The organism is Cupriavidus sp. 10L45, from assembly GCF_056395225.1.
The window spans coordinates 56,526-80,007 of record NZ_JBFTJC010000017.1; the positions used below are offsets into that span (position 1 = coordinate 56,526).

General features: G+C 63.6%; 32 protein-coding genes and 1 tRNA gene. 10 read left to right on the forward strand and 23 right to left on the reverse strand.

Annotated features, from left to right (window positions below):
• Position 1 precedes the first annotated feature (1 nt).
• Both AC1DFU_RS25345 and AC1DFU_RS25350 read left to right on the forward strand, forming a co-directional pair.
• Positions 2 to 1,213, forward strand: a complete 1,212-nt coding sequence (locus AC1DFU_RS25345) for an MFS transporter (RefSeq protein ID WP_092290257.1) — start codon at positions 2 to 4, stop codon at positions 1,211 to 1,213.
• Between the two features lie 3 nt (positions 1,214 to 1,216).
• The gene (locus AC1DFU_RS25350; protein WP_441590557.1) at positions 1,217 to 1,375 is read left to right on the forward strand and encodes a hypothetical protein; all 159 of its coding nucleotides are present in this window, start codon (positions 1,217 to 1,219) and stop codon (positions 1,373 to 1,375) included.
• Positions 1,376 to 1,384: 9 nt separating this feature from the next.
• Here the strand turns inward: AC1DFU_RS25350 and AC1DFU_RS25355 are convergent, their stop codons facing one another.
• Positions 1,385 to 3,313, reverse strand: coding sequence for an ATP-binding cassette domain-containing protein (locus tag AC1DFU_RS25355; RefSeq protein WP_092290259.1), 1,929 nt, complete (start codon positions 3,311 to 3,313; stop codon positions 1,385 to 1,387).
• A gap of 434 nt (positions 3,314 to 3,747) precedes the next feature.
• Here AC1DFU_RS25355 and AC1DFU_RS25360 point away from each other — a divergent pair, with 434 nt between their 5' ends.
• Positions 3,748 to 4,680 (forward strand): amino acid ABC transporter substrate-binding protein, encoded by a 933-nt coding sequence (locus AC1DFU_RS25360; RefSeq protein WP_092290261.1) that lies wholly within the window; start codon positions 3,748 to 3,750, stop codon positions 4,678 to 4,680.
• Positions 4,681 to 4,786: 106 nt separating this feature from the next.
• Positions 4,787 to 5,974 carry a benzoate/H(+) symporter BenE family transporter gene (locus AC1DFU_RS25365; protein WP_441590558.1) on the forward strand — a complete coding sequence of 396 codons (1,188 nt, stop codon included), beginning with the start codon at positions 4,787 to 4,789 and terminating at the stop codon, positions 5,972 to 5,974.
• Between the two features lie 6 nt (positions 5,975 to 5,980).
• Here AC1DFU_RS25365 and AC1DFU_RS25370 read toward each other — a convergent pair whose 3' ends face one another.
• The gene (locus AC1DFU_RS25370) at positions 5,981 to 6,511 is read right to left on the reverse strand and encodes a hypothetical protein (protein WP_092290263.1); all 531 of its coding nucleotides are present in this window, start codon (positions 6,509 to 6,511) and stop codon (positions 5,981 to 5,983) included.
• Between the two features lie 289 nt (positions 6,512 to 6,800).
• Here AC1DFU_RS25370 and AC1DFU_RS25375 point away from each other — a divergent pair, with 289 nt between their 5' ends.
• Positions 6,801 to 7,133 carry a DMT family transporter gene (locus AC1DFU_RS25375; protein WP_092290265.1) on the forward strand — a complete coding sequence of 111 codons (333 nt, stop codon included), beginning with the start codon at positions 6,801 to 6,803 and terminating at the stop codon, positions 7,131 to 7,133.
• Positions 7,134 to 7,145: 12 nt separating this feature from the next.
• On the opposite strand, the gene AC1DFU_RS25380 is transcribed toward AC1DFU_RS25375, so the two are convergent.
• Entirely contained in the window at positions 7,146 to 7,466 is a 321-nt protein-coding gene (locus AC1DFU_RS25380; RefSeq protein WP_092290271.1) for a hypothetical protein, read from the reverse strand.
• Between the two features lie 190 nt (positions 7,467 to 7,656).
• Positions 7,657 to 7,732, reverse strand: a tRNA-Met gene (locus AC1DFU_RS25385).
• An 868-nt stretch (positions 7,733 to 8,600) separates the two neighbouring features.
• Between AC1DFU_RS25385 and AC1DFU_RS25390 the strand changes: the two genes are divergently transcribed.
• The 4 genes from AC1DFU_RS25390 to AC1DFU_RS25405 all read left to right on the forward strand — a co-directional run bounded on the left by AC1DFU_RS25390 (position 8,601) and on the right by AC1DFU_RS25405 (position 10,518).
• On the forward strand, positions 8,601 to 8,825 hold the full coding sequence (locus tag AC1DFU_RS25390; protein WP_477159762.1) for a DUF2188 domain-containing protein: 225 nt from the start codon (positions 8,601 to 8,603) through the stop codon (positions 8,823 to 8,825).
• 294 nt (positions 8,826 to 9,119) lie between these two features.
• Complete coding sequence (locus AC1DFU_RS25395) at positions 9,120 to 9,413, forward strand: hypothetical protein (protein ID WP_477159761.1); 294 nt, start codon at positions 9,120 to 9,122, stop codon at positions 9,411 to 9,413.
• 113 nt (positions 9,414 to 9,526) lie between these two features.
• Positions 9,527 to 9,736, forward strand: a complete 210-nt coding sequence (locus AC1DFU_RS25400; RefSeq protein WP_477159760.1) for a hypothetical protein — start codon at positions 9,527 to 9,529, stop codon at positions 9,734 to 9,736.
• On the forward strand, positions 9,733 to 10,518 hold the full coding sequence (locus tag AC1DFU_RS25405; protein ID WP_477159759.1) for a hypothetical protein: 786 nt from the start codon (positions 9,733 to 9,735) through the stop codon (positions 10,516 to 10,518). Before AC1DFU_RS25400 ends, AC1DFU_RS25405 begins: the two co-directional genes overlap by 4 nt.
• Positions 10,519 to 10,524: 6 nt before the next feature.
• On the opposite strand, the gene AC1DFU_RS25410 is transcribed toward AC1DFU_RS25405, so the two are convergent.
• The 12 genes from AC1DFU_RS25410 to AC1DFU_RS25465 form a co-directional block, all read right to left on the reverse strand.
• Positions 10,525 to 10,653, reverse strand: coding sequence for a hypothetical protein (locus AC1DFU_RS25410; RefSeq protein WP_477159758.1), 129 nt, complete (start codon positions 10,651 to 10,653; stop codon positions 10,525 to 10,527).
• A gap of 19 nt (positions 10,654 to 10,672) precedes the next feature.
• Positions 10,673 to 11,050 (reverse strand): hypothetical protein, encoded by a 378-nt coding sequence (locus tag AC1DFU_RS25415; protein WP_477159757.1) that lies wholly within the window; start codon positions 11,048 to 11,050, stop codon positions 10,673 to 10,675.
• Entirely contained in the window at positions 11,050 to 11,310 is a 261-nt protein-coding gene (locus AC1DFU_RS25420; protein ID WP_477159756.1) for a hypothetical protein, read from the reverse strand. Before AC1DFU_RS25420 ends, AC1DFU_RS25415 begins: the two co-directional genes overlap by 1 nt.
• Before the next feature lies 1 nt (position 11,311).
• A complete protein-coding gene (locus tag AC1DFU_RS25425; RefSeq protein ID WP_477159755.1) occupies positions 11,312 to 11,614 on the reverse strand; it encodes a hypothetical protein in 303 nt (100 codons plus the stop codon).
• Positions 11,615 to 11,616: 2 nt separating this feature from the next.
• Positions 11,617 to 12,111, reverse strand: a complete 495-nt coding sequence (locus AC1DFU_RS25430; RefSeq protein ID WP_477159754.1) for a glycoside hydrolase family 24 protein — start codon at positions 12,109 to 12,111, stop codon at positions 11,617 to 11,619.
• Positions 12,112 to 12,172: 61 nt separating this feature from the next.
• Positions 12,173 to 14,242: an acyltransferase family protein gene (locus tag AC1DFU_RS25435; RefSeq protein WP_477159753.1), complete on the reverse strand. Its 2,070-nt coding sequence runs from the start codon at positions 14,240 to 14,242 to the stop codon at positions 12,173 to 12,175.
• Between the two features lie 45 nt (positions 14,243 to 14,287).
• A complete protein-coding gene (locus AC1DFU_RS25440) occupies positions 14,288 to 14,827 on the reverse strand; it encodes a DUF4376 domain-containing protein (protein ID WP_477159752.1) in 540 nt (179 codons plus the stop codon).
• A 12-nt stretch (positions 14,828 to 14,839) separates the two neighbouring features.
• Positions 14,840 to 15,457 (reverse strand): hypothetical protein, encoded by a 618-nt coding sequence (locus AC1DFU_RS25445; RefSeq protein WP_477159751.1) that lies wholly within the window; start codon positions 15,455 to 15,457, stop codon positions 14,840 to 14,842.
• A gap of 9 nt (positions 15,458 to 15,466) precedes the next feature.
• On the reverse strand, positions 15,467 to 16,129 hold the full coding sequence (locus AC1DFU_RS25450) for a DUF2612 domain-containing protein (protein WP_477159750.1): 663 nt from the start codon (positions 16,127 to 16,129) through the stop codon (positions 15,467 to 15,469).
• 1 nt (position 16,130) lies between these two features.
• On the reverse strand, positions 16,131 to 17,312 hold the full coding sequence (locus AC1DFU_RS25455) for a baseplate J/gp47 family protein (RefSeq protein ID WP_477159749.1): 1,182 nt from the start codon (positions 17,310 to 17,312) through the stop codon (positions 16,131 to 16,133).
• Positions 17,312 to 17,665 carry a contractile injection system sheath initiator gene (locus AC1DFU_RS25460; RefSeq protein WP_477159748.1) on the reverse strand — a complete coding sequence of 118 codons (354 nt, stop codon included), beginning with the start codon at positions 17,663 to 17,665 and terminating at the stop codon, positions 17,312 to 17,314. The genes AC1DFU_RS25455 and AC1DFU_RS25460 overlap by 1 nt, the downstream gene beginning before the upstream one ends.
• Before the next feature lie 8 nt (positions 17,666 to 17,673).
• Complete coding sequence (locus AC1DFU_RS25465; protein WP_477159747.1) at positions 17,674 to 18,420, reverse strand: Gp138 family membrane-puncturing spike protein; 747 nt, start codon at positions 18,418 to 18,420, stop codon at positions 17,674 to 17,676.
• Positions 18,421 to 18,431: 11 nt separating this feature from the next.
• On the opposite strand from AC1DFU_RS25465, the gene AC1DFU_RS25470 reads away from it, so the two are divergent.
• Positions 18,432 to 18,797, forward strand: coding sequence for a hypothetical protein (locus tag AC1DFU_RS25470; RefSeq protein ID WP_477159746.1), 366 nt, complete (start codon positions 18,432 to 18,434; stop codon positions 18,795 to 18,797).
• Here the strand turns inward: AC1DFU_RS25470 and AC1DFU_RS25475 are convergent.
• Genes AC1DFU_RS25475 through AC1DFU_RS25505 form a run of 7 tightly spaced genes read right to left on the reverse strand, consistent with a single transcriptional unit; the run spans position 18,794 to position 23,475 of the window.
• Positions 18,794 to 19,762: a phage protein gene (locus AC1DFU_RS25475; RefSeq protein ID WP_477159745.1), complete on the reverse strand. Its 969-nt coding sequence runs from the start codon at positions 19,760 to 19,762 to the stop codon at positions 18,794 to 18,796. The genes AC1DFU_RS25470 and AC1DFU_RS25475 overlap by 4 nt on opposite strands.
• Positions 19,762 to 20,076 carry a phage baseplate plug family protein gene (locus AC1DFU_RS25480; RefSeq protein ID WP_477159744.1) on the reverse strand — a complete coding sequence of 105 codons (315 nt, stop codon included), beginning with the start codon at positions 20,074 to 20,076 and terminating at the stop codon, positions 19,762 to 19,764. The genes AC1DFU_RS25475 and AC1DFU_RS25480 overlap by 1 nt, the downstream gene beginning before the upstream one ends.
• On the reverse strand, positions 20,076 to 20,654 hold the full coding sequence (locus AC1DFU_RS25485) for a phage baseplate protein (protein ID WP_410748590.1): 579 nt from the start codon (positions 20,652 to 20,654) through the stop codon (positions 20,076 to 20,078). The genes AC1DFU_RS25480 and AC1DFU_RS25485 overlap by 1 nt, the downstream gene beginning before the upstream one ends.
• Positions 20,651 to 22,375 (reverse strand): phage tail tip lysozyme, encoded by a 1,725-nt coding sequence (locus AC1DFU_RS25490; RefSeq protein ID WP_477159743.1) that lies wholly within the window; start codon positions 22,373 to 22,375, stop codon positions 20,651 to 20,653. Before AC1DFU_RS25490 ends, AC1DFU_RS25485 begins: the two co-directional genes overlap by 4 nt.
• Positions 22,350 to 22,574 carry a DUF6889 family protein gene (locus tag AC1DFU_RS25495; RefSeq protein ID WP_477159883.1) on the reverse strand — a complete coding sequence of 75 codons (225 nt, stop codon included), beginning with the start codon at positions 22,572 to 22,574 and terminating at the stop codon, positions 22,350 to 22,352. Before AC1DFU_RS25495 ends, AC1DFU_RS25490 begins: the two co-directional genes overlap by 26 nt.
• Entirely contained in the window at positions 22,553 to 23,026 is a 474-nt protein-coding gene (locus AC1DFU_RS25500) for a phage tail assembly chaperone (protein WP_477112893.1), read from the reverse strand. Before AC1DFU_RS25500 ends, AC1DFU_RS25495 begins: the two co-directional genes overlap by 22 nt.
• A gap of 2 nt (positions 23,027 to 23,028) precedes the next feature.
• On the reverse strand, positions 23,029 to 23,475 hold the full coding sequence (locus tag AC1DFU_RS25505) for a tail tube family protein (RefSeq protein WP_454763344.1): 447 nt from the start codon (positions 23,473 to 23,475) through the stop codon (positions 23,029 to 23,031).
• Between the last annotated feature and the right edge of the window lie 7 nt (positions 23,476 to 23,482).

Here is a 23,482-nt window from a genome sequence, read left to right on the forward strand (position 1 = left end):
CATGACCGATCGCAAACTCTCCCTGACCACCGTGCTCGTGTGCGGTGGCTTGCTCGTCACGCTATCGATGGGTATCCGGCACGGCTTCGGCCTGTTCAACCTGCCGATTACCCAGGCCCACGGCTGGAACCGCGAGACCTTCGCCTTCGCCCTGGCCCTGCAGAACCTGATGTGGGGCGTCACCCAGCCGATTGCCGGCGCGCTGGCCGACAAATTCGGCCCCATCCGCATCATGCTGGTCGGCGTGGCGCTCTACGTGGCCGGCCTGGTCGTGATGGCGATGGCCACCAGCGGCACGGCGTTCGCCTCCGGGGCGGGGGTGATGATCGGCATTGCCCAGGCGGGCACCACCTACAGCGTGGTCTACGGCGTGATCGGCCGGGTGGCCAGCGCCGAGAAGCGCATCTGGGCGATGGGCATCGCGGCGGCGGCCGGCTCGTTCGGCCAGTTCCTGATGATTCCGATCGAACAGTCGCTGATTTCCTTCGTCGGCTGGCAAAACGCGCTGTTTACCATGGCCGTGATGGCCTGTTTCATGCTCCCGCTGGTGTTCGCGCTGCGCGAGCCGAAGGTGGCGGCGACCACGGGCGGGCATCACCAGACCATTGGCGAGGCCACGCGCGAGGCCTTCGGCAATCGCAACTTCCAGTTGCTGACGCTCGGCTATTTCGTGTGCGGCTTCCAGGTGGTGTTCATCGGCGTGCATCTGACGCCGTACCTGAAGGATCGTGGCTTCACCGATCCCAAGATCGCCACAGTGGCACTGGCGCTGATCGGCCTGTTCAACGTGTTCGGCACCTACACCGCCGGGGCGATGGGCCAGCGCATGCCCAAGCGCTACCTGCTCTCGTTCATCTACCTGGCGCGCTCGTTCGTGATTGCCGGCTATCTGCTGCTGCCGCTGACGGCGGCCAGCACGTGGGTGTTCGCGGCGCTGATGGGGCTGCTGTGGCTGTCCACCGTGCCGTTGACCAACGGCATCATCGCCCAGGTGTTCGGGGTGAAGTACCTGTCGATGCTGAGCGGGGTGGTGTTCTTCTCGCACCAGATCGGCAGCTTCCTGGGCGCGTGGCTGGGCGGGTTCCTGTTCGACCGGACCGGCAGCTACGACCTCGTGTGGTTCATCGCCATCGGGCTGGGGGTGGTGGCGGCGCTGGTCAACCTGCCGATCCGCGAGCAGGCGCTGACGCGCCCGCAGCCGATAGCGGTCTGAGCCATGGACGCCGCACGCCACCATCCCTGGCTCAAGGCCAAGCTGTTAAAGACGGTGGGCCTGCTGGCGCTGGCCGGTGTGCTGACGCTTGGCTTCCTGGCCTACCTGCGGCCGGCGTTCATGGTCGACCTCACCAATATGGTGCTGGCGTGGTGCGGGTAAGCGGCTAGCTTACTGCGCCTCGCCCTTGGTCTTTGCCTCGAGCACTTCCCAGCGCTCGAGCGCCTCCAGCAGTTCCATCTCGATCTCGTCGTGCCGGCTGGCCAACTGGGCCGCGCGGGCGGGGTCGTTCGCGTAGAGCGCGCCGTCCGCCAGCTGGCCGGCCAGCGTCTTCTGCTCCGCTTCCAGCGCGTTGATGCGCTCGGGCAGGCCATCCAGCTCGCGCTGTTCCTTATAGGAGAGCTTGACCGTGCGATTGGCGCCGCGCGCCTCGCGCGTGTTCTGCGTCTTCAGCGCCTCGGCGGGCTTCGCCTCGGCCGGCTTGGCGGCCTGGATGGCCCCGGCCCGGGCCGACTGCGCTTCCCAGTCCGAATACCCGCCGACCGACTCGCGCCACTGCCCCTCGCCCTCGGCGGCGATGGTCGAGGTGACCACGTTGTCCAGGAAGGCCCGGTCGTGGGAGACCAGGAACACCGTGCCGCTGTAGTCCTGGAGCAGTTCCTCCAGCAGTTCGAGCGTGTCGATGTCGAGGTCGTTGGTCGGCTCGTCCAGCACCAGCACATTGGCCGGCCGGGCGAACAGGCGCGCCAGCAGCAGCCGGTTGCGCTCGCCGCCCGAGAGCGACTTGACCGGCGACCGCGCGCGCTCCGGCGCGAACAGGAAATCGCCCAGGTAGCTCATCACGTGCTTGCGCTGGCCGTTGACCTCCACCCAGTCGCTGCCCGGACTGATGGTGTCCGCCAGCGACTTCTCCAGGTCCAGCGCCGTGCGCATCTGGTCGAAATACGCCACCTGAAGGTTGCTGCCGTTGCGCACCGTGCCGCTGTCCGGCGCCAGTTCGCCCAGGATCAGGCGCAGCAGCGTGGTCTTGCCCACGCCGTTCGGGCCGATCACGCCGACCTTGTCGCCACGCATGATGGTGCCGGTGAAGTCACGGACCACCGGCTTGTCGCCGTAGGACTTCGACACATTGGTCAGTTCGGCCACGATCTTGCCGGAGCGGTCCGCCTGCGACACTTCCAGCCTCACATTGCCCTGCACCTCGCGCCGCGCCGCGCGCTCGGTACGCATGGTCACCAGCCGCTGGATACGCGCCACACTGCGCGTGCGGCGCGCTTCCACGCCTTTGCGGATCCACACTTCCTCCTGCGCCAGCAGCTTGTCGAACTTGGCCTGCTCCACCGCCTCGGCGGCCAGCAGTTCGGCCTTGCGGGCCTGATAGGCCGCGAAGTTGCCCGGGAAGGACACCAGCCGGCCCCGGTCCAGTTCGACGATGCGGGTGGCCACGCGGTCCAGGAAGGCGCGATCGTGGGTAATCAGCAGCACGCTGCCCCGGAAGCCAATCAACAGGTCTTCGAGCCAGCGGATGGCGGTGACGTCGAGGTGGTTGGTCGGTTCGTCGAGCAACAGGATGTCCGGCTCGGCCACCAGCCCCTGCGCCAGCGCCACGCGCTTCTGCAGGCCGCCGGACAGCGAATCCACGCGCACGTGCGGGTCCAGGTCGAGGCGGGCCAGCGTAGTTTCCACGCGGGTGCGCAGCGTCCAGGCGTCGGCGGCGTCCAGTTCGGCCTGCACGCGATGCAACTCGGCCAGCGTGGCCTCGTCGTGATGGGTGTCGAGCTTGGCCAGCGCCGCCTCGTAGCGGGCCAGCAGGTCGTGGGCGGCGCCCATGCCCAGGCTCACTGCATCGAACACGGTCAGCCCGGGCGCGAATTGTGGCTCCTGCGCAACATATGCAGTGGTGACGCCGCTCTGGCGGGCAATCAGGCCGTCGTCCGGGGCGGACATGCCGGCCACGATCCGCAGCAGCGACGACTTGCCCGTGCCATTGCGGCCGATCAGGCCAACGCGTTCGCCGGCTTCCAGCGAGAAATCGGTGTGGTCGAGCAGTGCCACGTGCCCGAAGGCAAGTTGGGCATCGGAAATGGAGAACAGGGCCATGGTGGGGAGACTGGAAACAGGCCCGAATTGTAGTCGACCCCAGGGGCCGGGGCCGCACGGCCCAAAAAGAAGCGTCCCAAAAAGAAGGGCCCGTTAGCAAACGGGCCCAAGAGTCTCTCCTCGGTGCCCTGCTCGCAAGGCACGTTTGAAGAATATCGATTCGGGGGCCGGGCAATAAGTCGGACAACTCCTTAAGGGAAAGCCCCCGTCAACCGCGCGCGAGGCCAAGCGTTGCAGCCCGAGCACGACTACTAGCGCGGCGGTTGTGCGTCGGGCGCCTGCCGTGGAACAATCCGACACACTCAGCGCAATCGGATTAATCCGAAAAGAAGCACAACAAGGCGGTAACAACAAGGCAGTACAGAGCCGGACCCATCCGGCCAACGGGGTTTTCCGGGTTTTCTTTCCAGACAATTTTCGGACGGGTGTCATTCATGACCAATACGGGCCTGCCGCGCCGTGCCTCCTTCAGGAGCACGGCGCTTGTTGTATGTTTCCTCGCCACGCTGCTTGCCTTGCCGGCCCTGCCGGCGTGGGCGGCGTCACCCAACTCGGTGGTGTTGCGCATCCAGCAGACCGGGGCCATCCGCATCGCCCACCGCGAAAGCTCGGTGCCCTTCTCGTTCGTGGCGGACGGCAAACCCATGGGCTACGCCGTGGATCTCTGCCTGAAGGTGGCGGAGGCGCTGCGCACCCAGCTCAAGCTGCCGCAGCTGCGCGTGGAATGGGTGCCGGTGACGCCGGCCTCGCGCATCCCGGCCATCGTGGACGGCAAGGCTGACCTCGAATGCGGATCCACCACCAACAACCGCGAGCGCCGCGACCTCGTCGCCTTCACCATCCCGCACTACATCGCCGGCAGCCGCATGCTGGTGAAGGCCGATTCGGGCATCCGCAAGTGGGGCGACCTGCGCGGCAAGACCGTGGTGTCCACCACCGGCACCACACCGCTGGCCATGCTCCGCAAGATGGATGAGGCGGGCGCCATGGGCTGGAAGGTGGTGGAGGCCAAGGATCACGCCGAAGCCTTCGGCATGGTCGAGGCGGGCCGCGCCGACGCCTTCGTGATGGACGACGTGCTGCTGTTCGGCCTGCGCGCCAACGCCAAGAACCCGACCGCGCTGGCGGTAACGGGCGACCTGCTGACCATCGAGCCGTACGCGATCATGCTGTCCAAGCACGATGCCGAGTTCAAGAAGCTGGTGGACAAGGCCATGGTGACGTCGATCTACGACCAGGACACCCAGAAGCTGTATCGGAAGTGGTTCCTTAGCCCGATCCCGCCCAACGGCATCACGCTGGACATTCCGATGAGCTACCTGCTGCGCGATTCGTTCAAGTTCCCGAGCGACAAGGTGGCCGACTAAGGGCCTCCCTGCCAGCCCGGGCGGGGAGCCGCGTGGGGGCCGCGTTGGCGCCCCCGCCGCCCCCATCCATGCGAAGATGTCGGCCGTCCGCCCCTTCGCATCGACCATGACTGCCGCCGCCCCCCTCAAGCTGTCCGACCTCTCCCTTTCCACGACGGTGGCCGGGCTGATCGCCATGCTCACCGGCTACACCAGCTCGCTGGTGCTGATGATCCAGGCCGGGCAGGCGGCGCATCTGAGCGATGCCCAGATCGCCTCGTGGATCTGGGCGCTGTCCATCGGCATGGGGGTGACTACGCTGGGACTGTCGCTGATGACCCGGGTGCCGATCGTGGTGGCCTGGTCCACGCCCGGCGCGGCGCTGCTGATTGCCAGCCTGCCCGGCGTGCCCTACCCCGAGGCCATCGGCGCCTTCCTGCTCGCCGCGCTGCTGATGACGGCCGCCGGGCTGACCGGCTGGTTCGACAAGCTGATGCGCGCGCTGCCGGCGAGCATCGCCTCGGCCCTGCTGGCGGGCATCCTGTTCCGGATCAGCGTGGATGTCTTCGTGCAGGCGGAACACCAGACGGTGTTGCTGCTGACCATGTTCGGTACTTATCTAGTGGGACGCTGCCTGTGGCCGCGCTACGCGGTGCCGGGCGTGCTGCTGGTGGGCGTGGCGCTGGCGGGGGTGCTCGGGCAGCTCCATTTCGAACAAATCCGATTTGCGGTGACGCTGCCGGTGTGGACCACGCCGGCGTTCTCGTTGTCGGCCTTTATCAGCATCGGCGTACCGCTGTTCATCGTGGCGCTGGCCTCGCAGAACATTCCGGGGCTGGCCGTGTTGCGTGCGGATGGCTACCACGTGTCGGCCAGCCCGCTGATCACGGTGACAGGGGTGGCATCGGCCATCCTGGCGCCGTTCGGCTCGCATGGGATCAACCTGGCGGCGATCACGGCGGCCATCTGCACCGGCCCCGAGGCCGACGCCGACCCGCGCCGCCGCTACATGGCCGCCGTAGTCTGCGGCATCGGCTATCTGGTGGCAGGGATCATGGCGGCCAGCATCGCGGCGCTGTTCGCGGCCTTCCCGAAGGCGCTGGTGGTGGCCGTAGCGGCCTTCGCGCTGCTGGGTTCCATCGCCAATGGCCTGACCGTGGCCATGCAGGCGCCGGCGGAGCGCGAGTCGGCGCTGCTGACGTTCATGATCACGGCATCGGGCATGACGCTGGCCGGCGTGGGTTCCGCCTTCTGGGGCGTGGTGGGCGGCATGCTGGCGCTGGCCGTGCTGCGCCCGCGCCAGCGGGCGGCCTGAGCCAGCTTACATCAGCAGGAAGGCGACGTCCGCGGCAGCCATCTGCGTCACCGGCACGCCCTTGCGGCGCTGGAACAGCACGTGTTCCAGCACGCGGTCGCGGTGTTCGGCAAACCGGGGGGGCTCAAGGCGCAGCGCAGCCGTCGCGTAGTGCTCGGCCAGCAGCTTGTAGACCCGGTGGCGGACTTGCAGGATCTCGTTGTCGGCACGCAGCCGGGCGATCTCCGCGTTGTTGTCGTCTTCCAGCTGGCGCATGCCCACCACCACGCGCGCGTGCATGCCACGGTAGCGATCCACCTCGGCATGGGCCTTGTGGAGTTCGTCGCGGAGTGCACGCACTTCCTGCATCAGCTTGAGATGTTGCTGGACGCCCCGCTGGATGCGGTTCGCTTCTTCCAGCGCATGGTCCGCGGCAGCGATGGTGTTCTGCCAGACGCCTTCGGTGGCGTCATGCGGTGGCAAGGCGTCCGGCGCGCCTTCGATGTCGGCGAAATGCGGCTTCGGCCATGCCGTTGCGGTGTCAATATCCTGCTTCATACTGCTCCCCTTTACCCGTCAGCCAACACCCGCCACCGGCCTTGTTATGGTTGCCGGCATGGTCGGATTAACACCGCGACTGTCTGGACCGCCTCTTTTGCACTGCCCGGGCGACCCTTGCGTCATACGCATACGTCCATTCAAGCGTGCAATGTGCATTTGCACAACCACCGCGAGGGAGGGCACAGCACATTCTGCCTGGCGGCGCGGCGCATAATACCGCGCTATAGCGCCTCCGGCGCCGCTTTCCCGCCGGCCCTTGGCCTGCCCTTGACGTCAATCATCTGCCATGTCGAACGGATATCTATTGCTCGCGCTGGCCATCGTGGCCGAGGTCATCGCCACCAGCAGCCTCAAGGCGGCCGAGAACTTCACGCGCCTCTGGCCCAGCGTGCTGGTGGTCACCGGCTACGTGGCCGCGTTCTGGCTGCTGATGCAGGTCATGAAGACCGTGCCGGTGGGCGTGGCCTATGCCATCTGGTGCGGGGCGGGGATCGTGCTGGTGACACTGATCGCGTCGGTGCTGTACCGGCAGGTGCCGGACCTGGCGGCCTGGGTCGGCATCGGCTTGATCATTGCAGGGGTGGCGGTGATCCAGCTGTTCTCGAAGATGAGTCACTGAATCGCGCCGGGGTCAGGACTTCGGCGGCAGCGCGCGGAGCAGGCGGTTGACCTGCGCCAGCGTCTCGCATTCGTCGGCATTGCGCTTGCGGCGCTGGTCGATGATCTCCAGCAACGCCCGGATCTGGCCATTCTTGGCCTCGCACACCACTTTGTCGGACGCCGGACAGGCCACGTCGATCTCCCCCCGCAGGCTTTCCTGGACGATGTCGATCAGCGCGGTGCAACCAGACGTATCGGCCAGCGCCGGGTCCGGCGTGGCAGCCAGGGCGTGAATGGCGCCGAACATGGCCAGCGCCGGCAGCCAGCGGTGATACGACCTGACAGGGGGCATTTGCGAAAGAAGGCGAACCGGTTCTTTTAGGATTTCTACGACGCGCGAGAGGCGCGCAGGCGACATCATAGCCGGTTGCCGCGCCGCCATGACATCGAACGGTGCGCTGACCCTCGGAAGGGTCTGGGTGGGCGGGAATGCGCCGACCAAAACAAAAAGCCCGCGCGGCAAGCCGGCGGGCTTTCTAATCTGGTTGCGGGAGCAGGACTTGAACCTGCGACCTTCGGGTTATGAGCCCGACGAGCTGCCAACTGCTCCACCCCGCGGGCCGGACTATACGCGGATTGGCGGCGCATTGATACAGAAGAATGCAAAAAGCCCGCTTGCGCGGGCTCTGGACGTAGTGCTGAGGTGAACTTCTGAGAACGACTGCCGACTTGATGATGGTCCCGCCGACAGGAACCATAAAAATAGGGAGGCACCGCTTGAAATAAGCGAATCTGCGGTTGTGGATAATTCTGGTGCCACGTCCAGTGCCACGAAAAGCGAAGCGTGCTACTTCCGCCAGTCCGCGTCGATTACAACGAATGCGTTGTAAATTGGATTTACAACCCGAATGTTGTAATGGAGAGGCGTCAGTCGTCCATTTTGACCCAAGGCGAGGGTGATGCGATACTGTATATCCATACAGTATTTCCACATTAGATCATGGGCAATAACAAGCTTGCGGCCAAGTGCCATCCCCGGTCATCGGCGCCCTTGGCAGCGCCTAACCAAGCACACGGGATTCTAGGCCGCATCCAAGGCGACTACATCGCTTCTGGGCTAGCCACGCTGCCGGCCGCCACGGCGGACGCTCCGCCCCACCATGAGGTGGTGATAGACGCCGGCCCCGCCGGCAAGGTCCGACTCTTCATCGAAAAGAAGCGCGTCCGCCACCACCGGCATTCTCACTATTTCTGGTCCACCTATCGAGCCGAGCCGGTCAGGCTTGACGACCCGGCCTGACGTGGCCGTTGCGGTACCGAAAGTCGCCCCGGCTTTGCCGAAAGAAAAGTGGGTTGTTATGGGTTCAAATACTAAATTTCTTCGATCAGCGTGAAAAAAGTGTCGTGCCACCTGTAGGACCCGGACGGATACCGAACGGGGCGGCGACAGCGGGAGACTGTCCTGACCAAACCTCAGGAGACGATCATGGCACCGAACATCCACGTAGTACCCACCGAGCGCAATGGCTGGGCCGTAGAGGTCGAGGGCACGGACGGCGCGACATCGCACTACCCGAGCCAGGAAGAGGCTGTCGCCGCCGGCACCGAGAAGGCTAAGAACGACAAGGTGGAGCTGATCATCCACGGCCGGGACGGCCAGATCCGCGAGCGGAATTCCTTCGGCCATGACCCGCGCGACGTTAAGGGCTAAGGCCCATGCCGCGCGCTTCGGCGGCGGTCTGGCCCGGCGCTCTGCTGGCCAACGCCCCGCGCGTGGCGGCTCGATCCTGAGGGCTGCCGATCAGCAGGTGCGGCGTGTGGGTCCGCGCAAGGCTGGCCAAGCCACAAAGTAGCGTGGCTGGGTCCTCACCCCTCTTCCGGGGGGATATTCACTCGCCTCCCGGTTTCGTACGCTTCCCATCCCGGCGCTACCGCGAATGCGTCGGAAATTCCATTTCGGCCGGCCCGCCAATGAGCGGGCTTTTTTGCACCGACTTCTTTAACTATGAAACTTCTCCACGTGGTGCTCCCAGTTGCCGCCCTCGGCCTTCAGGGGTGCCAGAGCGTCAGCGACGTTGTTCCTGCTGGCAGCGGCAACTTCATGGTCGGCTCGCAGGTCCGCGGCGGCTTTTCGTCCTGGACGGAAGTGCGCGCACTCACGCTTACCCGCGCCAATGAATACTGCGCTGGCCAAGGCAAGGAAATGGAACAGGTCGATAGCAAGACCCGCGGCGCGCGTGGCTGGACACCGCAGGAGGCCGAACTCACGTTCCGCTGCGTCGAGAAAAAGAGCGGCTGATGCTGCAGTTCAGCATCTGACGATCCAATATCTTCTGGCCCTTTCGGGCGATTCGCGCGAGCGGCGGACGGACTATTCTCGATACGGCGGCGGGACGCTGCAAGGGGAAGACCATGAACGTCATCGAAGAGGTCGAGTGCATCTGCGGCACGACCGTGGAAATCTCGGAGTTCCACCTTGGACTGCGGGGCGAGACCGCCCCGACCAGGGCGCCCTGCCCGATGTGTGGTCGCACCCTCTATGAGGTGGACATCGACGGCATGGTGCTTGCCGAGGTCATACTCGAAGCGGACATTGATACGAACCGGAGACCCAAAAAATGAGCGTCCGGCAACTAGTCGATGATGCGGCTTTCATGATCGAGCACGGCAGGCACGACGGCGCCTTGGCTCTATTGTGCATTGCCATAGGGGCGTCCTCGCGGAAGGTGTTCCCCCCTGGTACAAAGTCGCAGATCAACAATGACGTGATGCGCGACAATGAGAAGTTCACGAGGTTCCTGCGCGGAAGGCTGGCGAAAGTGGGAAGCGATGATGACGGGACGATGGGCCAAGGTTCGCTCGGGACCTTAGGGGGAGAGAAGGATATTGCCGATGTCGTCTATCAAAACTACCGATGCTGTGTAGTACACGAAGGAGAGTTGCCCGCGTACGCTCGGATATCTCCACCTCGCGGCGATGGCACGCGGTCCATTTCGGTCAACACGGGCGGTGAACAGAACATAACGTTCGACATCGGCCTACTCATTGATGCGGTGGTTAATGCCCGTTGCAACGCCAGTGAATTCGGGATAACGCACTGGGACTTCGTGCCACTTCAAGGGACCGACGGAGAGGCATTCAGTGCCCAGCTCGCCAGAGACTTCGCTACGACCGAGGGCAGGGTCGATATCTTTCTCGCTGCCGCAAAGAGAATAACGCCAGCGACAATAAAGGCCGCAACGGATGACGAACTCAGCGGCCACTTCAGCCGACATTTTGGGTATCTCGGTGGAGCGCTTGCCAGCTACGGGCTCACCGATCTCAACGGAAATCTGCAGAAACGAGGCTTCGACATGCTCCGCGAGATAGCAAATTCGTTCGAACTCGTTGAGTTCCGCCCATAACCGCCCCTACTTCGGCCACGCCTCCACGGTCATCCGGTGCCGCGCTGCGCATTCGCCCAGCGCGCCCAGCAGATCGTTCATCACCCACTCTTGCCAGGCGTCATAGTCGGCCACCGCCGGCGCGTCCGGAACCATGCACGGCGCGGCGAGCGCGCTATCGAGCGGCGGCGGCTTGCTTGGCAGCGTCGATGGCGTCGGACATGAGGCGCACCCGGCCAGCGTCAGGGCGGCAATCAGTAGGCAGCTTCGGAGCATTCTTCAGGTCCTTCCGGATGGCGTCGAGCTTGGCGCCGAGGGTGGTCTGGATACCGGCGAACTCGTCGGCCTTGGCGCGGATGGTCGCGCCGGCCACGCGCAGGTCGCCGAGCGCCTGGTTGGCGCTGGCCAGATTCGCCTGAGCGCTGGCCGTCTTCATGCGGTCAATCTCGGCGTCCTTGCGCCAGCCGTTGGCGGCCCAGCCGGCGGCAAAGATCGCGGCGACCAATACAGCGACGCCGATCGCACGCCATTGGATATTGATAGGAGTTGGCATCAGACAACACCTCGCCTCAGCAGATGCCGCAACTCCAGCCGCCACACACCCCACAGCACAGCCAACGCGAACGCGGCGTTGAGTGCCACCTCGGGGTCGCTATGGCATGCCCAGGGCGACACCATATTGCCGAACGCAGCGAAATTGACGAGCAACAGAATCAGCGCGCCGCCCGTGCGGTTTGGCACCTTGTGCGTAAGCACAGCCCAGATTGAGCCCAGGAAAATGATGGCGTTCGCCACCAGGTTGATCGTCAGCATGTCAGCTCCCGAAGATGCGGGTCCGAGCGGCCTTCATCCACTCCGGGATCTGCTGCATCCCGTTGTTGACGATCGCCAGTCCGAACACCGCCGAGGCGGCCACCGCCAGCATGTGGGTATGGCTGCCCGGCACCAGGCCGAACCGCTCCACCGCCGCGCCACCAACAAGGCAGCCGATGCCCATGCTCCCTATGAAGGAGATACCCCGCTGCCACCAGTTCCCCGGAATGAACTTCAGCGCGATCGCCGAACCGAGCGCGGCCGCTCCGCCGATCTTCGCAACCACGATTGCTTCTTCATTCATTGTCAGGCCCCGTCGTCGAACCCGCCGTGCTGCAGGTATTGAGCCCTGAGGGCCTCGAATTTATGCTCATGTTGGCCATAGCCAGCGCCTGGCAGACTGGCCCAAATCCGACGGCATTTGATGATAGCGTTGGCTAGCCGGCCAGCCTCAATGTCCGCAATGGCCCCGCACTCGCGGATCTGCTGTACGGCTATGGCATCTTGCGCCGCTGCTCCGAAATCCCGCAGGTGAAGCTGTCGCTTATAGGGGTCATACCAGCGCGAGAGCAACTGATAGCGTCCAGCTGCCGTACTCCAGTCGCTGATGCGTGGAATGTAGACGCGCTGGCGCGGATGGTCCGCATAGTCATTGAAGAGGTTTCCGCCCACGATCACGTCATAGCCGTGGTCGTGCGTGGGCTGCCTCCCATTGTCGGTACCTTCACTGAAGGCGAGCATGTCAAGAAATCCGGACATGTTCTGGCCACAGGGCAGATCCGCTGGTCTTGTGAATGGCATCAAGTCCTCCAGAAATGAAAAAAGCCCGCACAAGGCGGGCTTCGAAAGTGAACTGCAAACTTCAGTCTGTCGGGCCTGGATGCAAGCCTCCGGCCCCGTCACTCTCTTTGGCAAAGAGGCGACGCAGCTCAGGGTAACCCTTGCGAACCAAGTATTGGCTTCCTGCGCGACTCATGTGGCCGCTATCCGCCCACAAGATCCTTTCGCCATCGACGGCTGTGCACTTCACGTTCCCGCACAGGATCCTGAAGGGGTCGAACACATCGACACCGCGAGACTTCAAATAGGGAAGCACCTTGGACCGATAACTTCCATCGATTTCCCTGGCCACCCATACGTTGGACTCGCATCGGTTCACTTCCGTGAACCTGACCACCCGAAGCGTGCAGGAACGCGGGTCGATACCAGACGGCGGCGCCAGGAACACGACCACCTTCTTGCCCAGCTTCTGGTAATACTCGACCGTTCTTGCAAAGGCTTCGTAGAAGCTTTCCGGCGTCTCCTTGTACTCGCCCTTAAAATTCGCTAATCCCTTGGCCCAATCCATGCCTTTGGCATATAGGGGCCAATTCGAAGGGAGTACGACGGTGTCTACCGATGGCGTCTCGGCGACGTAACGTGTCGCGAAACCAGTAATCTCCCTGCAGTATGCGGGGCCGTAGTCAATAAGCATCGGACAAAGGCCACGCCCAAACTGATAGTAGGAGCCGTCCCCGGACACATGCACATATTCCGCCATGAGTTCGGAGTACGCATTCGAAACGCTGTCCCCCGTCATTACAATGGTCGGCGGCGGCACTGGCAAAGAATCCGCGCCGCACCTATCCTCACTTGGAGAAAGGCCCGTCGCGTGCTGGCACGTGTGGATAAACGGATAGTCGAACTTGTTGGCACGATTCACGAGCGCTGCATGGCGGAACTCGAGCCCGTTCTGAGCAAACGTTACATATCCGAGAACCCCCACCAACCCAAGCCCTGCTATGAGCCCGTATTGCACCATGGCGGAATTCGTTCCGCGTCCGAACCGGACGGGCCGCTCGACGAGCCAATACGTCAGCCAGGCGAGCACGAAGCTCAATGCGACAGCGCCTGCTCGAACCCTCTCATTCGGTACCTGGGCATCAACTATGTGCGGAAACGAAAGAAGCGGCCAGTGCCAGAGGTAAAGGGGGTAGCTGATCAACCCCACAAAGACCATTACCCAATTGCCGATGACGTATCGGTTGATCCAAGTATCCGGGCCCGCCACGATCATCAAAACAGCGCCAAACACGGGCAACAACGCGAGCCATCCGGGGAAATGCTCGCTCTTCACGACCGACAGAGTGACACTCATCACGAGCAGCAATCCAACGACCGACATTGCATTCATGCAGAACGCTTTTGCGCGCGTCTGCCAGGTGCCCATCACACCCTCTCGTGCTCCAAAGAGACGCTCATCTACCCAAGTGCCGAGGGCTTTGCGCTTGAACGTATGCAAATACGCCAAGGCAGCACCGGCCAACAATTCCCAGACGCGTGTCTGGGGGAAGAAGAAAGTTGCCGTCGGTGTGCCAACCCCTCGCAAATTCAAGGAAAACGAGATGACAGCCAACAACACGACGAACACCAGCGCATTGAACCCGAGCCGCCATACCACCACGACCACTACGGGGTAGAAGATATAGAACTGCTCTTCGATCGCAAGCGACCAGAGATGCAGGAGCGGCTTCAGCGCGGAGGCGTTGTCGAAATACCCAGCCTCGCTCCAGATGGCGAAGTTCTGCACGAACCCTGCACCGGTTGCAATATGCTTCCCAAGTTGTTTGAACTCGTCCGGCAACAGCAAAAACCAGCCGGCAGCAAAGGTACAAACTAACACCACAATCAGAGCCGGGAAAATCCTTCTGACACGATGACTATAGAACCGGCTGAAACTGAACTCCCCCTTGCGTAGGCCTTCGAAAATGATCCCTGATATGAGAAATCCAGAGATCACAAAGAATACGTCCACGCCAACGAACCCCCCGGGCAGGTAGCCGGGAAATGCATGAAAAGCTACCACGCAAAGAATCGCGATGGCTCTGATACCGTCAATATCAGGACGATATGAAGCGGGCACCTTATTGCCCAAGGCGGAGTCGGATTTCATGGCGCGAATAATATCGCATTTGCCCCAACCCACTGTGCGCCGACGTCAGTCCCAACTAATTGCCTGCACTGCAGAAATCGTGGTTGCAGCGTTTATGTTCGCAACCATATCCGCATATCGTCGCTGCGCAGCGACGCGAAAGTCGACCCAGTCGGCATTCACTGCCTGGACCTCTGCCGCCGTGTGCTCGGCAAGAGCCCAGGCGGCGCCGTCTGAACACCAAATCAATGTCTTCCAGCGTTCAGCAGCGCCAATGGACGCACTCACCGCACTCTGCAAGTTGCGCTGATCTACGTCCAGGGACGGATAGTCGTGCGCAGCACCGAGAGCCGAGGAACGGAACCCCCGCATGATAAAAGCGCCGCAGGCCGCGCTCACCAGAGCAGCCCGCAATGCTTTGGCCTCCGTGAGGACTTGATCTTCACTCGGCTGAGCGACGACGTGAGGCTTTAGCGTTGACGGTACATCAAGTTTCGCCCCATCGGCAGCGGTGAATACATACACGCCACTCTCATCCCGGGTGACCACCACGTCATCGTCGAACGCCCACTGCGTTTGAGCCGCCGTATCAATAAATGTCTGCATTTCTTCATCTCCCTACCGGAGTTCGTACCAGTTTTGAATCGTCGCCGTGCCAACCGACACGGAATAGGTCGCGCCAGCAGGAACTACAAAATTTGCCGAGACCACCGTGCCAGATACCAGCTGGACACTGAAAGAGCAAAAGGCACCGTTCACAATCCCTGACATGGCTCCGTTGGCAGCCGTCGTCGTCGCGCTCGCGTACACCACGATCGGCTTGCCAGTCGAGTTGGTATAGGTTGTCCCGAACGCCCGGGACGCCTTGACGTCGGTAAACGACTGCCCAACGCCGAGGACTTGGCTTTGGTTCACGGCATGTCCGCTTGCTGCCGACGCCGCCACGCTGAAGGTCTTTGCACCATCACCATTTACAGCGGCTGCGGAGAGCTTGAGATTCGCCAGGATCGTCGCCGTCGTGCCGTCGTCAAGTACATCCTGCCCCGTACGGTCCGTGATGAATTGCCCCAACACAGCTGCCATGATGCTCGACTGGCGCCAGGCCTTGTTGAGCTGCGCGGACTGTGCAACGCCCGAGGAAAAGCCCGCCGTGCGCGCGCCCAGCGCCGCCCACGCGGACTGCGTTACAACGTTCGCACCGGCGCCCCCGCCGAACACGAGAAAGTCGTTTGCCATTGAAGGTCCTTACAGTGGTGTACCAAAGGCTCCGACATCGAAGCCTGCTACAAACTCGTTTTCGACGTCGAAGCCGAAAATCGGCGCGCCGTCGACAGAGGTCACGATAGTGAAATTGACGCCGACGCCTTCGGGCTTGAGCGGGATGATCCCGTTGGCAAGGAGCGCCAGAAACACGGCGGACGGGATGTTCCCCGCGACGCCGATGGTCATCGACATGTCCTGGTTGTCCTGAATGAAGACAAAGGTGTCACCGCCAAAGATCGCGTCCAGAATCGACTTGGACGAGCCCAAAGTGCCATCCCAGTGGTTGGCCCCGATCTTGGCCCTAATCACCAGGCGGTAGGTGTCATCGTCGAGCCGCGTCAGTCCCGTGTCGGGATCGAACGGTCCTTTCCAGTTGCCCTGGTCGAAGCCGAGACCGTCGATGTCGAACGAAAAATAGACGCCGGCCAGCGGCACGGGGACGTTGCGCGAGATGCCGACCCACATCCCGACGTCATCGAGCTGGGCGTCGACGGCAGCATCCAGGTCGAACTTGCCGGGCATGCTGCCCAGCAGGTTCTGCAGCTCGACCATTGGCTTGGCCAGCACCTCGACTACGGCCATGAAGTCCTGCTGCCGGTTGTGCTCGCTGGTGATCCGGTCGGTGTACTTGGCGATGTCCGCCATATCACACCACCGTCAGAGTCACGGCGGCCGGCGTGCACGCGGCGACCTGGTTGAAGGCCAGCGCTACGTCGGGCACGCCGGCGCCGCCCGGGCCAGTCAGCGCCAGCGCCGTCAGCTTGAACGCGGTACCGCCCCCCACGCCGTTGGCTGCCGTGATCGAGTCCGCCCACTCCACAGCGCCAGATTCGCCACCGCCGATGACCACCGCATTGATGTAGTCGGAGACGCCCTGCTTGATGGCATCGCCGACGGCCGATGTGTAGCCGGAGAGCGCCCTAATGGTCACCGCGACCGACACGTTGGCCGTCGACGGACGGTAGAACCGAATCGTGATCGGCCGGCCGTAGACATCGAGCACCACGATGGCAGTCGTGCCGTACGTGCCAGATCCAGGCGTCTTCTTGACGGCGATGGCCTGGGCAATCGCCGTGGCGTCGCCCCCCTCGACCACCAGCGAAATGGAATGGGCCGGAATTCCGTTGGCGTCGGTCGCGTTCGTGTCGTTCTCATACGCCGCCAGCCTCGTGACGCCCGCGATGTTCGACACCGCCCCGATGATGCCGTCTAGCACCGTCAGAGACGGCAACGCCGTCGAGACCGTTTGCCGCTGGCGCAGCGCCGCATCCTTCTCCACGGGCGCGCCTTCGGCTGCCGCGCTCGGGTTCGTCACCGACTGCCATCCAAGGATCGGCGTGCCAATCTGGTTGATCGTGCCGGCCGCCGCCGATACCGCCCCGAGCGTCTGGCATGTAGCCGTCACCGTGATCTGGCCGCCGGGCGGAATGGTGATCGAAGCCGGCAGCGCCCACTTGTTGCCGTTCGTGTCCTTGGCGATGCCGTTGTTGATCGGCCGTCCCGCCTGCCCGACGACAACGAGGTCGGCGCTCGAGAACGAAGCCACCTTCCTGGCAATGCCGTTGATCTTCACGTTGCTCGACAGCGCATCATCCTGCGCCGTGGCCGGGCTGAACGACCGGTAGATCGAGATCGCCACGGCGTTGGCGTCGTTGATCACCGAAGCGAAGACCGCGAGAAGCTGGCCATCCTGGCTGTCCGCCTCAAGATAGACATCGGGACCGTAAATTGCGCGGTACTGGTCCTGCAGGTATTCCAGCACTTCGGCGTATGTCGGCGCCGTTATGCCGCTGGCATCGATCGTCGGTGCGGTCGTGGTGATTGCCATTACAGAGTCGCCCCAAGGGTGGTGGTGCCGTAGATGGTGTTGATCGTCGCAGACACGGTCAGCGCCCGCTTCTCGGCATCGACCGATCTGGAATACGCCGTGATCTGCTGCACGCCTTGCGTGCCCAGGATCCGCTGCCGGATCGCCGCGTCGTAGGTGCCGTTGGTGTACTTGCCCAGGACCTCTGTGCTCCACGGCATCCCTTCCGCCTTGTCGAGGAACCATTCCCCGCGCAGCAGTCGCAGCCGCGTGAGCACGGCCTGGCCAACCGCCTCGGGCGTGTCCTTGTAGAAGTCGGCCTGCTGCCCACCGAAGACGTAGTCTCCAGTGGCGGATAGCTTTCGGTACCGCATGGGAATCCTCAGTTGACGTTGCCGCTATTACCGCTGCCCGGCTGCACGCCGTTGTGGGTGTGGGTGTCGTCCACGCGCTTTCCGTTCGCGGTGATCTGCCCGATGACGTTCAGCACCCCGTTGAACACAGCGGCGGCCCCGCTCACAGCGCTGCCTACTAGGCCGCCGACGAACGTCAGGAGCCCCGTGATCGTCACGGCCGCCGAGAAGGTGGACAGCGGTGCGACGACGTCGAATCCGCCAGGCGCGACGATGCGCACCTTCTGCAAGGCCGGGTTCATCTCGATATAGGTCGAGCCATCGTCAGACCTGAGCTGCGTGGCCGTGGTGCTGACGCCCGTCAGCGCCCGCGGCCTTGACCGGAAACCCAGAAGCACGAACCCGTCCGACAGGTCGTGCATCCGGATTTCGGCCTGCTCCTGCACCCCGCCGGACTGCCACCACCCATCGATGCAGCGTGACGCAAAAACGACGAGGCATTCGTCGTCTGGAGCAACGGGGAAGGTGAGACTACAATTCCCGGCAGATGGGAACTGCACCGGACAGTCCACCAAAACCGGCAGCGGCACCGAAACAATCGTGCCATCCTGCTGGCGCACCTTGACCTTGATGCCAGGTTGCACCTCGCAGGTCATGGCGATGGGGTTGAACGATTGGATGATTCCGGGCAGTGCTGTCCAGATCCCGGCGCGCATCCCATCCAACGCTTCCCGAAGGGCTATTTCGGGATCGCCTGCTCTCTCTCGTCTGTCCATGGGGTGTCACTATGAAGAAGCTGGTATTGATCGCCGCTGTGATTGCCCCGGCCCTGGCCACGGCAGAAGAGGCCTATGTCTATCCATTCGCCGGCATGCAGGTGGGGCAGACCGTCAACAACCCCTTCCCCACCATCCTCTACCTGAAGAAGAAGTGCGAGCTGCCGCTGGCCCATGCCAAGGACATGCGTGCCTACGCGGCCTACAGCGGCGTCTGGGACATCGGATGTTGGGGGAAGGACATCGACGGCAATGCGATCATCGTCGTGCCGAAGATGCAGACCAAGTCCATGTCGCTCAGTGTCTTGCCGCTGGCAGACGTCCAGGCGGACCGCAACACCATGACCATCAAGGCGCTGCCCACCTATGGGCGCTAGCCGAACCGCTTGATCACGTTGTCGGGTGGCACCGTGGCCTTGTCCTTGAAGTTATCTGGCAGCACTGTCACATCCGCCGCGAGGCAGATCACTTCCGTGTAGTACTCGTTCCCGCGGGTGTCGCCCGAGTGCTCGGCAACCATCACGTAGTAGAACCCATCGTCCTGAAGCTTCGCCTGCTGCTGGATCCGCTCGTTCTGGGCCTGCTGCCCGACATTCAGGCTGTACTCGTACCGCTGCACGCTGGCGTTGTCGATCTGGATCAGGCTGCCAATCTTCACGCTCGGGTTCAGCAGCATCTTGATCGTGATGCCGTTCTGGGTCTGCTCGGGCAGGCCGACCATGCCCGTTTCCGCAGTGATCACCGGGATGTCGCCCGGCATGTACGAAGTCTCGGGCACCAGAATGACCTTGCCATCCTGGATGCTCCATACCGCCTGCTGCGTACGCGCCGTCCAGCGCATGAAGTCACGGGCCATGCCAAACATCACTTTTCCACGCGGCAGCGGGTTCGTCGGCAGCTCGAGCGTATAGCCCTGCGTGACGCCGTACGGGTTCATGGCCGTGCAGGCGGCCGCCACGTGATCGCTCGCCGTGGACCCGGCAGCCAGCGTCGCGTTTACCACCGCGAAGTTGTAGGCCGAGTCGCCATCCGCGGCGGTGATGTCCAGGTACGTGTCGGTCTGGCTTTCCCGGCCGCGCCGCACCTGTTTGATGGTGCCGTCGAAGATGATGCCGAAATTTCCCTCATAGCCGCCCTGCACAACCAGCCGTGTGAATTCTTTCTCGATCCGCTGCTTGGTGGTTTCAGAGACGTTGTACACGCGCACGCGGACCGAGTTCGGCGTCTGCAGGTCACCGCGACTGATCTTGAACACGCATCGAAGTTCGGACAGCTCGGTCGCAGCGCCGCTGGATTGGCCGACCAGGATGGAGACCTTCCGGCCATATTGCTTGGTGCCCATCAGTCCGTCACCCAGAAAACATGCGAGCCAATGCCCAGGTCTTCAAACGTGGGCACGTCATCGGGATTAGCCGCGCCCTGTACCCACAGCCGCCCGCCGAAGTCGAGGTGACGATATTGCCCCAGCAAGTCCGCACCGGTGACCAGCGGAACGCCGCTCACGAGCGGCTGATTGGTCGCGTCGGCGATGTCCAGCACCCAGCCTGCGCCGCCTGCGTCGCGGTATTGCACCGTCATCCGATAGTCCACGCCGCTCAGCGTCACCGTGAACCGCTGTGGATCCGGCGTCAGGGGGATCTCATAGAAGGTCGCCATCACATGCTCGTCGGTGGCACGGAACCGCCCGGCGCCGGCGTGGCCGGCGTCGCGGCCTTGGTGCCGGTGTTCTGGGTCTCGGCCGTGGCCTTCGGGTCAGCCTGGTCTTCCTTGGGCGGCAGCCGGGTCGCCTGCGTCTGCACGATCCGGATCTGCTTCAGCGTGGCCGTAACGCTCAACGCCTCTCCGGTCTTCTGGTCCTTCACCACGCGCAGCGACTTGAACAGCATGTCGCGGTACATGCGCATCGACGTCACGACGTCGAAGGGTTGGCGCGTCTCCTGCAGCGCCAGCAGCTGCGAATACACCGTGCTGATGTAGTCCGCCGACGGCAGGCCACCCCCCGTGAAGATCGATTCCAGCGTGCCGATCAGCGCGGCCAGGTCGGCATTCGACCAGCCACATTGGATCGTTACCTCCGGCTGCAGCTTGAACGCGTGATCGTTGATCTGTGCGCCCTTCTCGACCGGGTGCTCAGTGATCTGCAGTTCGTCCTGGTGCGCTTCCTCAAACGTGCAGCCGATCTTCACCGGCCCAATGGTCTTCGGCACCAGGGTGATGATGTCGAGGAAACTCACGAGATTGCCCCCTGCATGTTGCGCACGATTTCGTCGTTCACATGGCGCTGCTCGCTGGCGACAGCCCGGCCGGCGGCCGTCGGGTCCGACACGCCGTACAGGTTGATGTTGGTCTGCTGTTGCAGGTCGACGGCTGCCGAACCACGGCGTGCGGCCTCAAGGTCTGCTTGCGCCGGCCGCTCGTAGTAGCGCGACACGATCTCGCCTGCCTGTTGGGCATTCTGCGCGGCGCGCAGCAGTTGACCGGCGCGCTGTTCGGCACCCTGCGTCAGCTCGTGATTCACGAACTGCAGTTGTTCCATCAGGGATGAATCGCGGATGTCCTTGCCGGCCCATGCCTTGAAGTTCGCCTGACGGTCCGGGTGCCATTGCGCGACGCCATAGGCACTCCCGTTGTCGCCGACGGCACGGTGGTTCAGGTCCCTGCCGCTCTCGCGCTGCAGGTTGGCCACGATGCCGACCGCCTGGTCATGGTTCCAGCCCATGCGTTGGAAGAATGACACCGCGTCGATGGGGCCGTTGACGCCGCCACCAGCAGCAAGCGCCGCCCCGCCCCGTCCGGCTGCGCCACGCCGGCGCGCCAGCTCAGCATCTTCGCCGTTGTTCAGGCCGCCGCTGTGGAAGAGCAACGCGGCGGCGCCGCCGATCCGCGCTGCCCACGGCAGGAAGCGAGCCAGCCAGCCAGCGCCGGCGCCAGCAGCAGCGCCTGCACCGGCGGCACCCCCAGCAGCAGAAGCGCCGCCGGCCGCCGCAGCAGCATTGGCCGCGCCCAGCGCGCGCACCGCCGCGACCATCTTCCAGATGCCGCTGACGATCTTGAACCCGCCCAGCGCGCCGAACGCGCCAACCAACAGCATGATCTTTGTCGACCAGCCGTCCGTGGCCTTGTCCAGCTCGATGAACTGGTCGACCAGCCACGACAGGGGCGGGCCGAGCGCAGTGGCTGCGGCCAAGATCGCGGCGGCAATGTCTGCGGCACGATCAGCGATCTCGTCCGAATGGTCTTCGAACCACTTCTGGAAGCGATCGAGCTGCGGCCCCACCTTGCGCAGCAGCGCGCCCTCCACCTTGATGCCAAAGTTCTCGAACGTGGTGCCCAAGCCTCGCAGAGCGACCATGAACTGGTGCGCGTCCTCGGCCGCCTTGTCCAGACCGTTTTTCCTGGACATCTCCCGGTACTGCTGCATGAACTTGGCGAAGTCGCCGTCACGCATCGCCAGCAGCAGGTTCTCGTCAATACCGAGAACGTTGCCGTACTGGCTGGCCAGGTACGTCGGACGCTTGGCCAGCTCGGCGCCGAGGTCGGACAGGATGTCGACCGTGTCGCGCAGCTCGCCGTTCGCGTTGCGCGTCTGCACGCCCAGCGTGGCCAGATAGCCCTCGCCGGCCGGGTTGTTGCGCAGGAACTTGGCCAGGCTTTCCACCGCACCGAAGGCCGTCTCGGTCGAGATGCCCAGATTCCGCGCAGCGAAGTCAAAAGCCTTCAGGCTGGTGGCCGCCGCGCCAGTGCGCTTCGAGACGAAGTACAGGTTCTCCAGCTTCGACGCCAGCGCCGAGACGCCCACGCTGACGGCCAGGGCCGATGCGGAGATGGTCGTCACCAGCTGCTTGACGCCCTTCGTGGCCTGCTCGACGCCGTCGTTGAACCTCTTCAGGCCCTTCTCGTCCACCTTGAAGCCCAGGGCGACAAGAAACTCACGGATGACGGTGCTTTGGGCCATTGCTCTGCTGTTCCAAGATGCGGCGCGCGGCCGCCTGGTTGTCGGCCCGGACGGCCAGCGCGTCGTTCATCAGCGCGATGTCTTCAAGCCCCAGCGTGCCGTCGATCAGGGACTCGTACTTGCACCAGCCCTCGGCGACCGGTGCCAGCAGCCAGTCCTCGCCGTCTGGCAGGTGCTTCAGCCAGCCTGTGCCGCCGATTCCGGGCTGCTCGCTTGGCTGGTAAGCAGCCCTTGAATAAAAGGGCCGAGGTTGGCCACTATGACCTGCACCACCAGCGGCAGGATCACAGCCATGTCCATGTCCTGGAACATCAGCTCCTTCTGCCCGGGGGAAACCACGAACGCCCAGCCGGTGGGCTGCTGCCGCTGCACGGCGGTCAGGCAGTTGTCCATGACATAGTCGGCGTCGGCATCGTTCATGGCCGCCAGCGCGTCGGCAAACGGCTGCAGGGCCTGGCCGAAGCCGTCCAGGTCTTTGGTCAGCGCGCCCATCGCACCAGCCGCGCCGCCGCTCGTCTTCGCCAGCTTCATGAAGACCGGGATCAGCGGCGGGATGATCGGCGCAATGCGGCGCGACACGTGGAACTGCTGCTTGGCGGTCAGACGCCCGATCGAGTAGGCGTTGCCGCCGAGTTGGATTTCACGGCCCATGGTCAGTATGTCCCCAGCATGCCTTCGATTCGGCCAGCGTCGAATACCCACTCGACGGTGCCGCCCTCGGTGGCATAGGTCAGGTCCGGCACCTTCTTGAACGCACAGAAGATGCCGGCGATGGCATCTCCGGAGACCGACTGGGTCACGGTGATGACGTTCTTGCCCCACAGCCGACTGTCGAGCTTCTGGGCGTTGTACAGCGCCATGAGCGTGCGGTTGATGGGCGCCGTCTTCAGATAGCGTGCGGTGATCTGGCCAGAGCTGTCGGCGCGCAGGCTGTGCTGCACGCTGCCGTCCGAGCCCACCGTCATGGTGTTCTTGTCGTTGGCCATGGCCACGGTGATGCCCTCTTCAGCCGTCGCCTCGCCATAGCCGAGCGAGAACGACCCGCCGGGCCCGGTGATGGACGCCTGGACATCGAGAAACGAATAGGTGCCGCCTTGCATGGTTTCT

Coding starts and splice junctions, on each gene's coding strand:
- AC1DFU_RS25370 (WP_092290263.1), bottom strand. CDS start 6,511: ATGAAGCAGGATATTGACACCGCAACGGCATGGCCGAAGCCGCATTTC.
- AC1DFU_RS25400 (WP_477159760.1), top strand. CDS start 9,527: ATGAACGTCATCGAAGAGGTCGAGTGCATCTGCGGCACGACCGTGGAA.
- AC1DFU_RS25390 (WP_477159762.1), top strand. CDS start 8,601: ATGGCACCGAACATCCACGTAGTACCCACCGAGCGCAATGGCTGGGCC.
- AC1DFU_RS25395 (WP_477159761.1), top strand. CDS start 9,120: ATGAAACTTCTCCACGTGGTGCTCCCAGTTGCCGCCCTCGGCCTTCAG.
- AC1DFU_RS25450 (WP_477159750.1), bottom strand. CDS start 16,129: ATGGCGGACATCGCCAAGTACACCGACCGGATCACCAGCGAGCACAAC.
- AC1DFU_RS25420 (WP_477159756.1), bottom strand. CDS start 11,310: ATGCTGACGATCAACCTGGTGGCGAACGCCATCATTTTCCTGGGCTCA.
- AC1DFU_RS25355 (WP_092290259.1), bottom strand. CDS start 3,313: ATGGCCCTGTTCTCCATTTCCGATGCCCAACTTGCCTTCGGGCACGTG.
- AC1DFU_RS25405 (WP_477159759.1), top strand. CDS start 9,733: ATGAGCGTCCGGCAACTAGTCGATGATGCGGCTTTCATGATCGAGCAC.
- AC1DFU_RS25380 (WP_092290271.1), bottom strand. CDS start 7,466: ATGCCCCCTGTCAGGTCGTATCACCGCTGGCTGCCGGCGCTGGCCATG.
- AC1DFU_RS25430 (WP_477159754.1), bottom strand. CDS start 12,111: ATGCCATTCACAAGACCAGCGGATCTGCCCTGTGGCCAGAACATGTCC.
- AC1DFU_RS25375 (WP_092290265.1), top strand. CDS start 6,801: ATGTCGAACGGATATCTATTGCTCGCGCTGGCCATCGTGGCCGAGGTC.
- AC1DFU_RS25365 (WP_441590558.1), top strand. CDS start 4,787: ATGACTGCCGCCGCCCCCCTCAAGCTGTCCGACCTCTCCCTTTCCACG.
- AC1DFU_RS25460 (WP_477159748.1), bottom strand. CDS start 17,665: ATGCGGTACCGAAAGCTATCCGCCACTGGAGACTACGTCTTCGGTGGG.
- AC1DFU_RS25445 (WP_477159751.1), bottom strand. CDS start 15,457: ATGGCAAACGACTTTCTCGTGTTCGGCGGGGGCGCCGGTGCGAACGTT.
- AC1DFU_RS25465 (WP_477159747.1), bottom strand. CDS start 18,420: ATGGACAGACGAGAGAGAGCAGGCGATCCCGAAATAGCCCTTCGGGAA.
- AC1DFU_RS25415 (WP_477159757.1), bottom strand. CDS start 11,050: ATGCCAACTCCTATCAATATCCAATGGCGTGCGATCGGCGTCGCTGTA.
- AC1DFU_RS25345 (WP_092290257.1), top strand. CDS start 2: ATGACCGATCGCAAACTCTCCCTGACCACCGTGCTCGTGTGCGGTGGC.
- AC1DFU_RS25500 (WP_477112893.1), bottom strand. CDS start 23,026: ATGGGCCGTGAAATCCAACTCGGCGGCAACGCCTACTCGATCGGGCGT.
- AC1DFU_RS25480 (WP_477159744.1), bottom strand. CDS start 20,076: ATGGCGACCTTCTATGAGATCCCCCTGACGCCGGATCCACAGCGGTTC.
- AC1DFU_RS25505 (WP_454763344.1), bottom strand. CDS start 23,475: ATGCAAGGCGGCACCTATTCGTTTCTCGATGTCCAGGCGTCCATCACC.
- AC1DFU_RS25440 (WP_477159752.1), bottom strand. CDS start 14,827: ATGCAGACATTTATTGATACGGCGGCTCAAACGCAGTGGGCGTTCGAC.
- AC1DFU_RS25470 (WP_477159746.1), top strand. CDS start 18,432: ATGAAGAAGCTGGTATTGATCGCCGCTGTGATTGCCCCGGCCCTGGCC.
- AC1DFU_RS25475 (WP_477159745.1), bottom strand. CDS start 19,762: ATGGGCACCAAGCAATATGGCCGGAAGGTCTCCATCCTGGTCGGCCAA.
- AC1DFU_RS25435 (WP_477159753.1), bottom strand. CDS start 14,242: ATGAAATCCGACTCCGCCTTGGGCAATAAGGTGCCCGCTTCATATCGT.
- AC1DFU_RS25490 (WP_477159743.1), bottom strand. CDS start 22,375: ATGGCCCAAAGCACCGTCATCCGTGAGTTTCTTGTCGCCCTGGGCTTC.
- AC1DFU_RS25425 (WP_477159755.1), bottom strand. CDS start 11,614: ATGAATGAAGAAGCAATCGTGGTTGCGAAGATCGGCGGAGCGGCCGCG.
- AC1DFU_RS25350 (WP_441590557.1), top strand. CDS start 1,217: ATGGACGCCGCACGCCACCATCCCTGGCTCAAGGCCAAGCTGTTAAAG.
- AC1DFU_RS25360 (WP_092290261.1), top strand. CDS start 3,748: ATGACCAATACGGGCCTGCCGCGCCGTGCCTCCTTCAGGAGCACGGCG.
- AC1DFU_RS25410 (WP_477159758.1), bottom strand. CDS start 10,653: ATGGTTCCGGACGCGCCGGCGGTGGCCGACTATGACGCCTGGCAAGAG.
- AC1DFU_RS25455 (WP_477159749.1), bottom strand. CDS start 17,312: ATGGCAATCACCACGACCGCACCGACGATCGATGCCAGCGGCATAACG.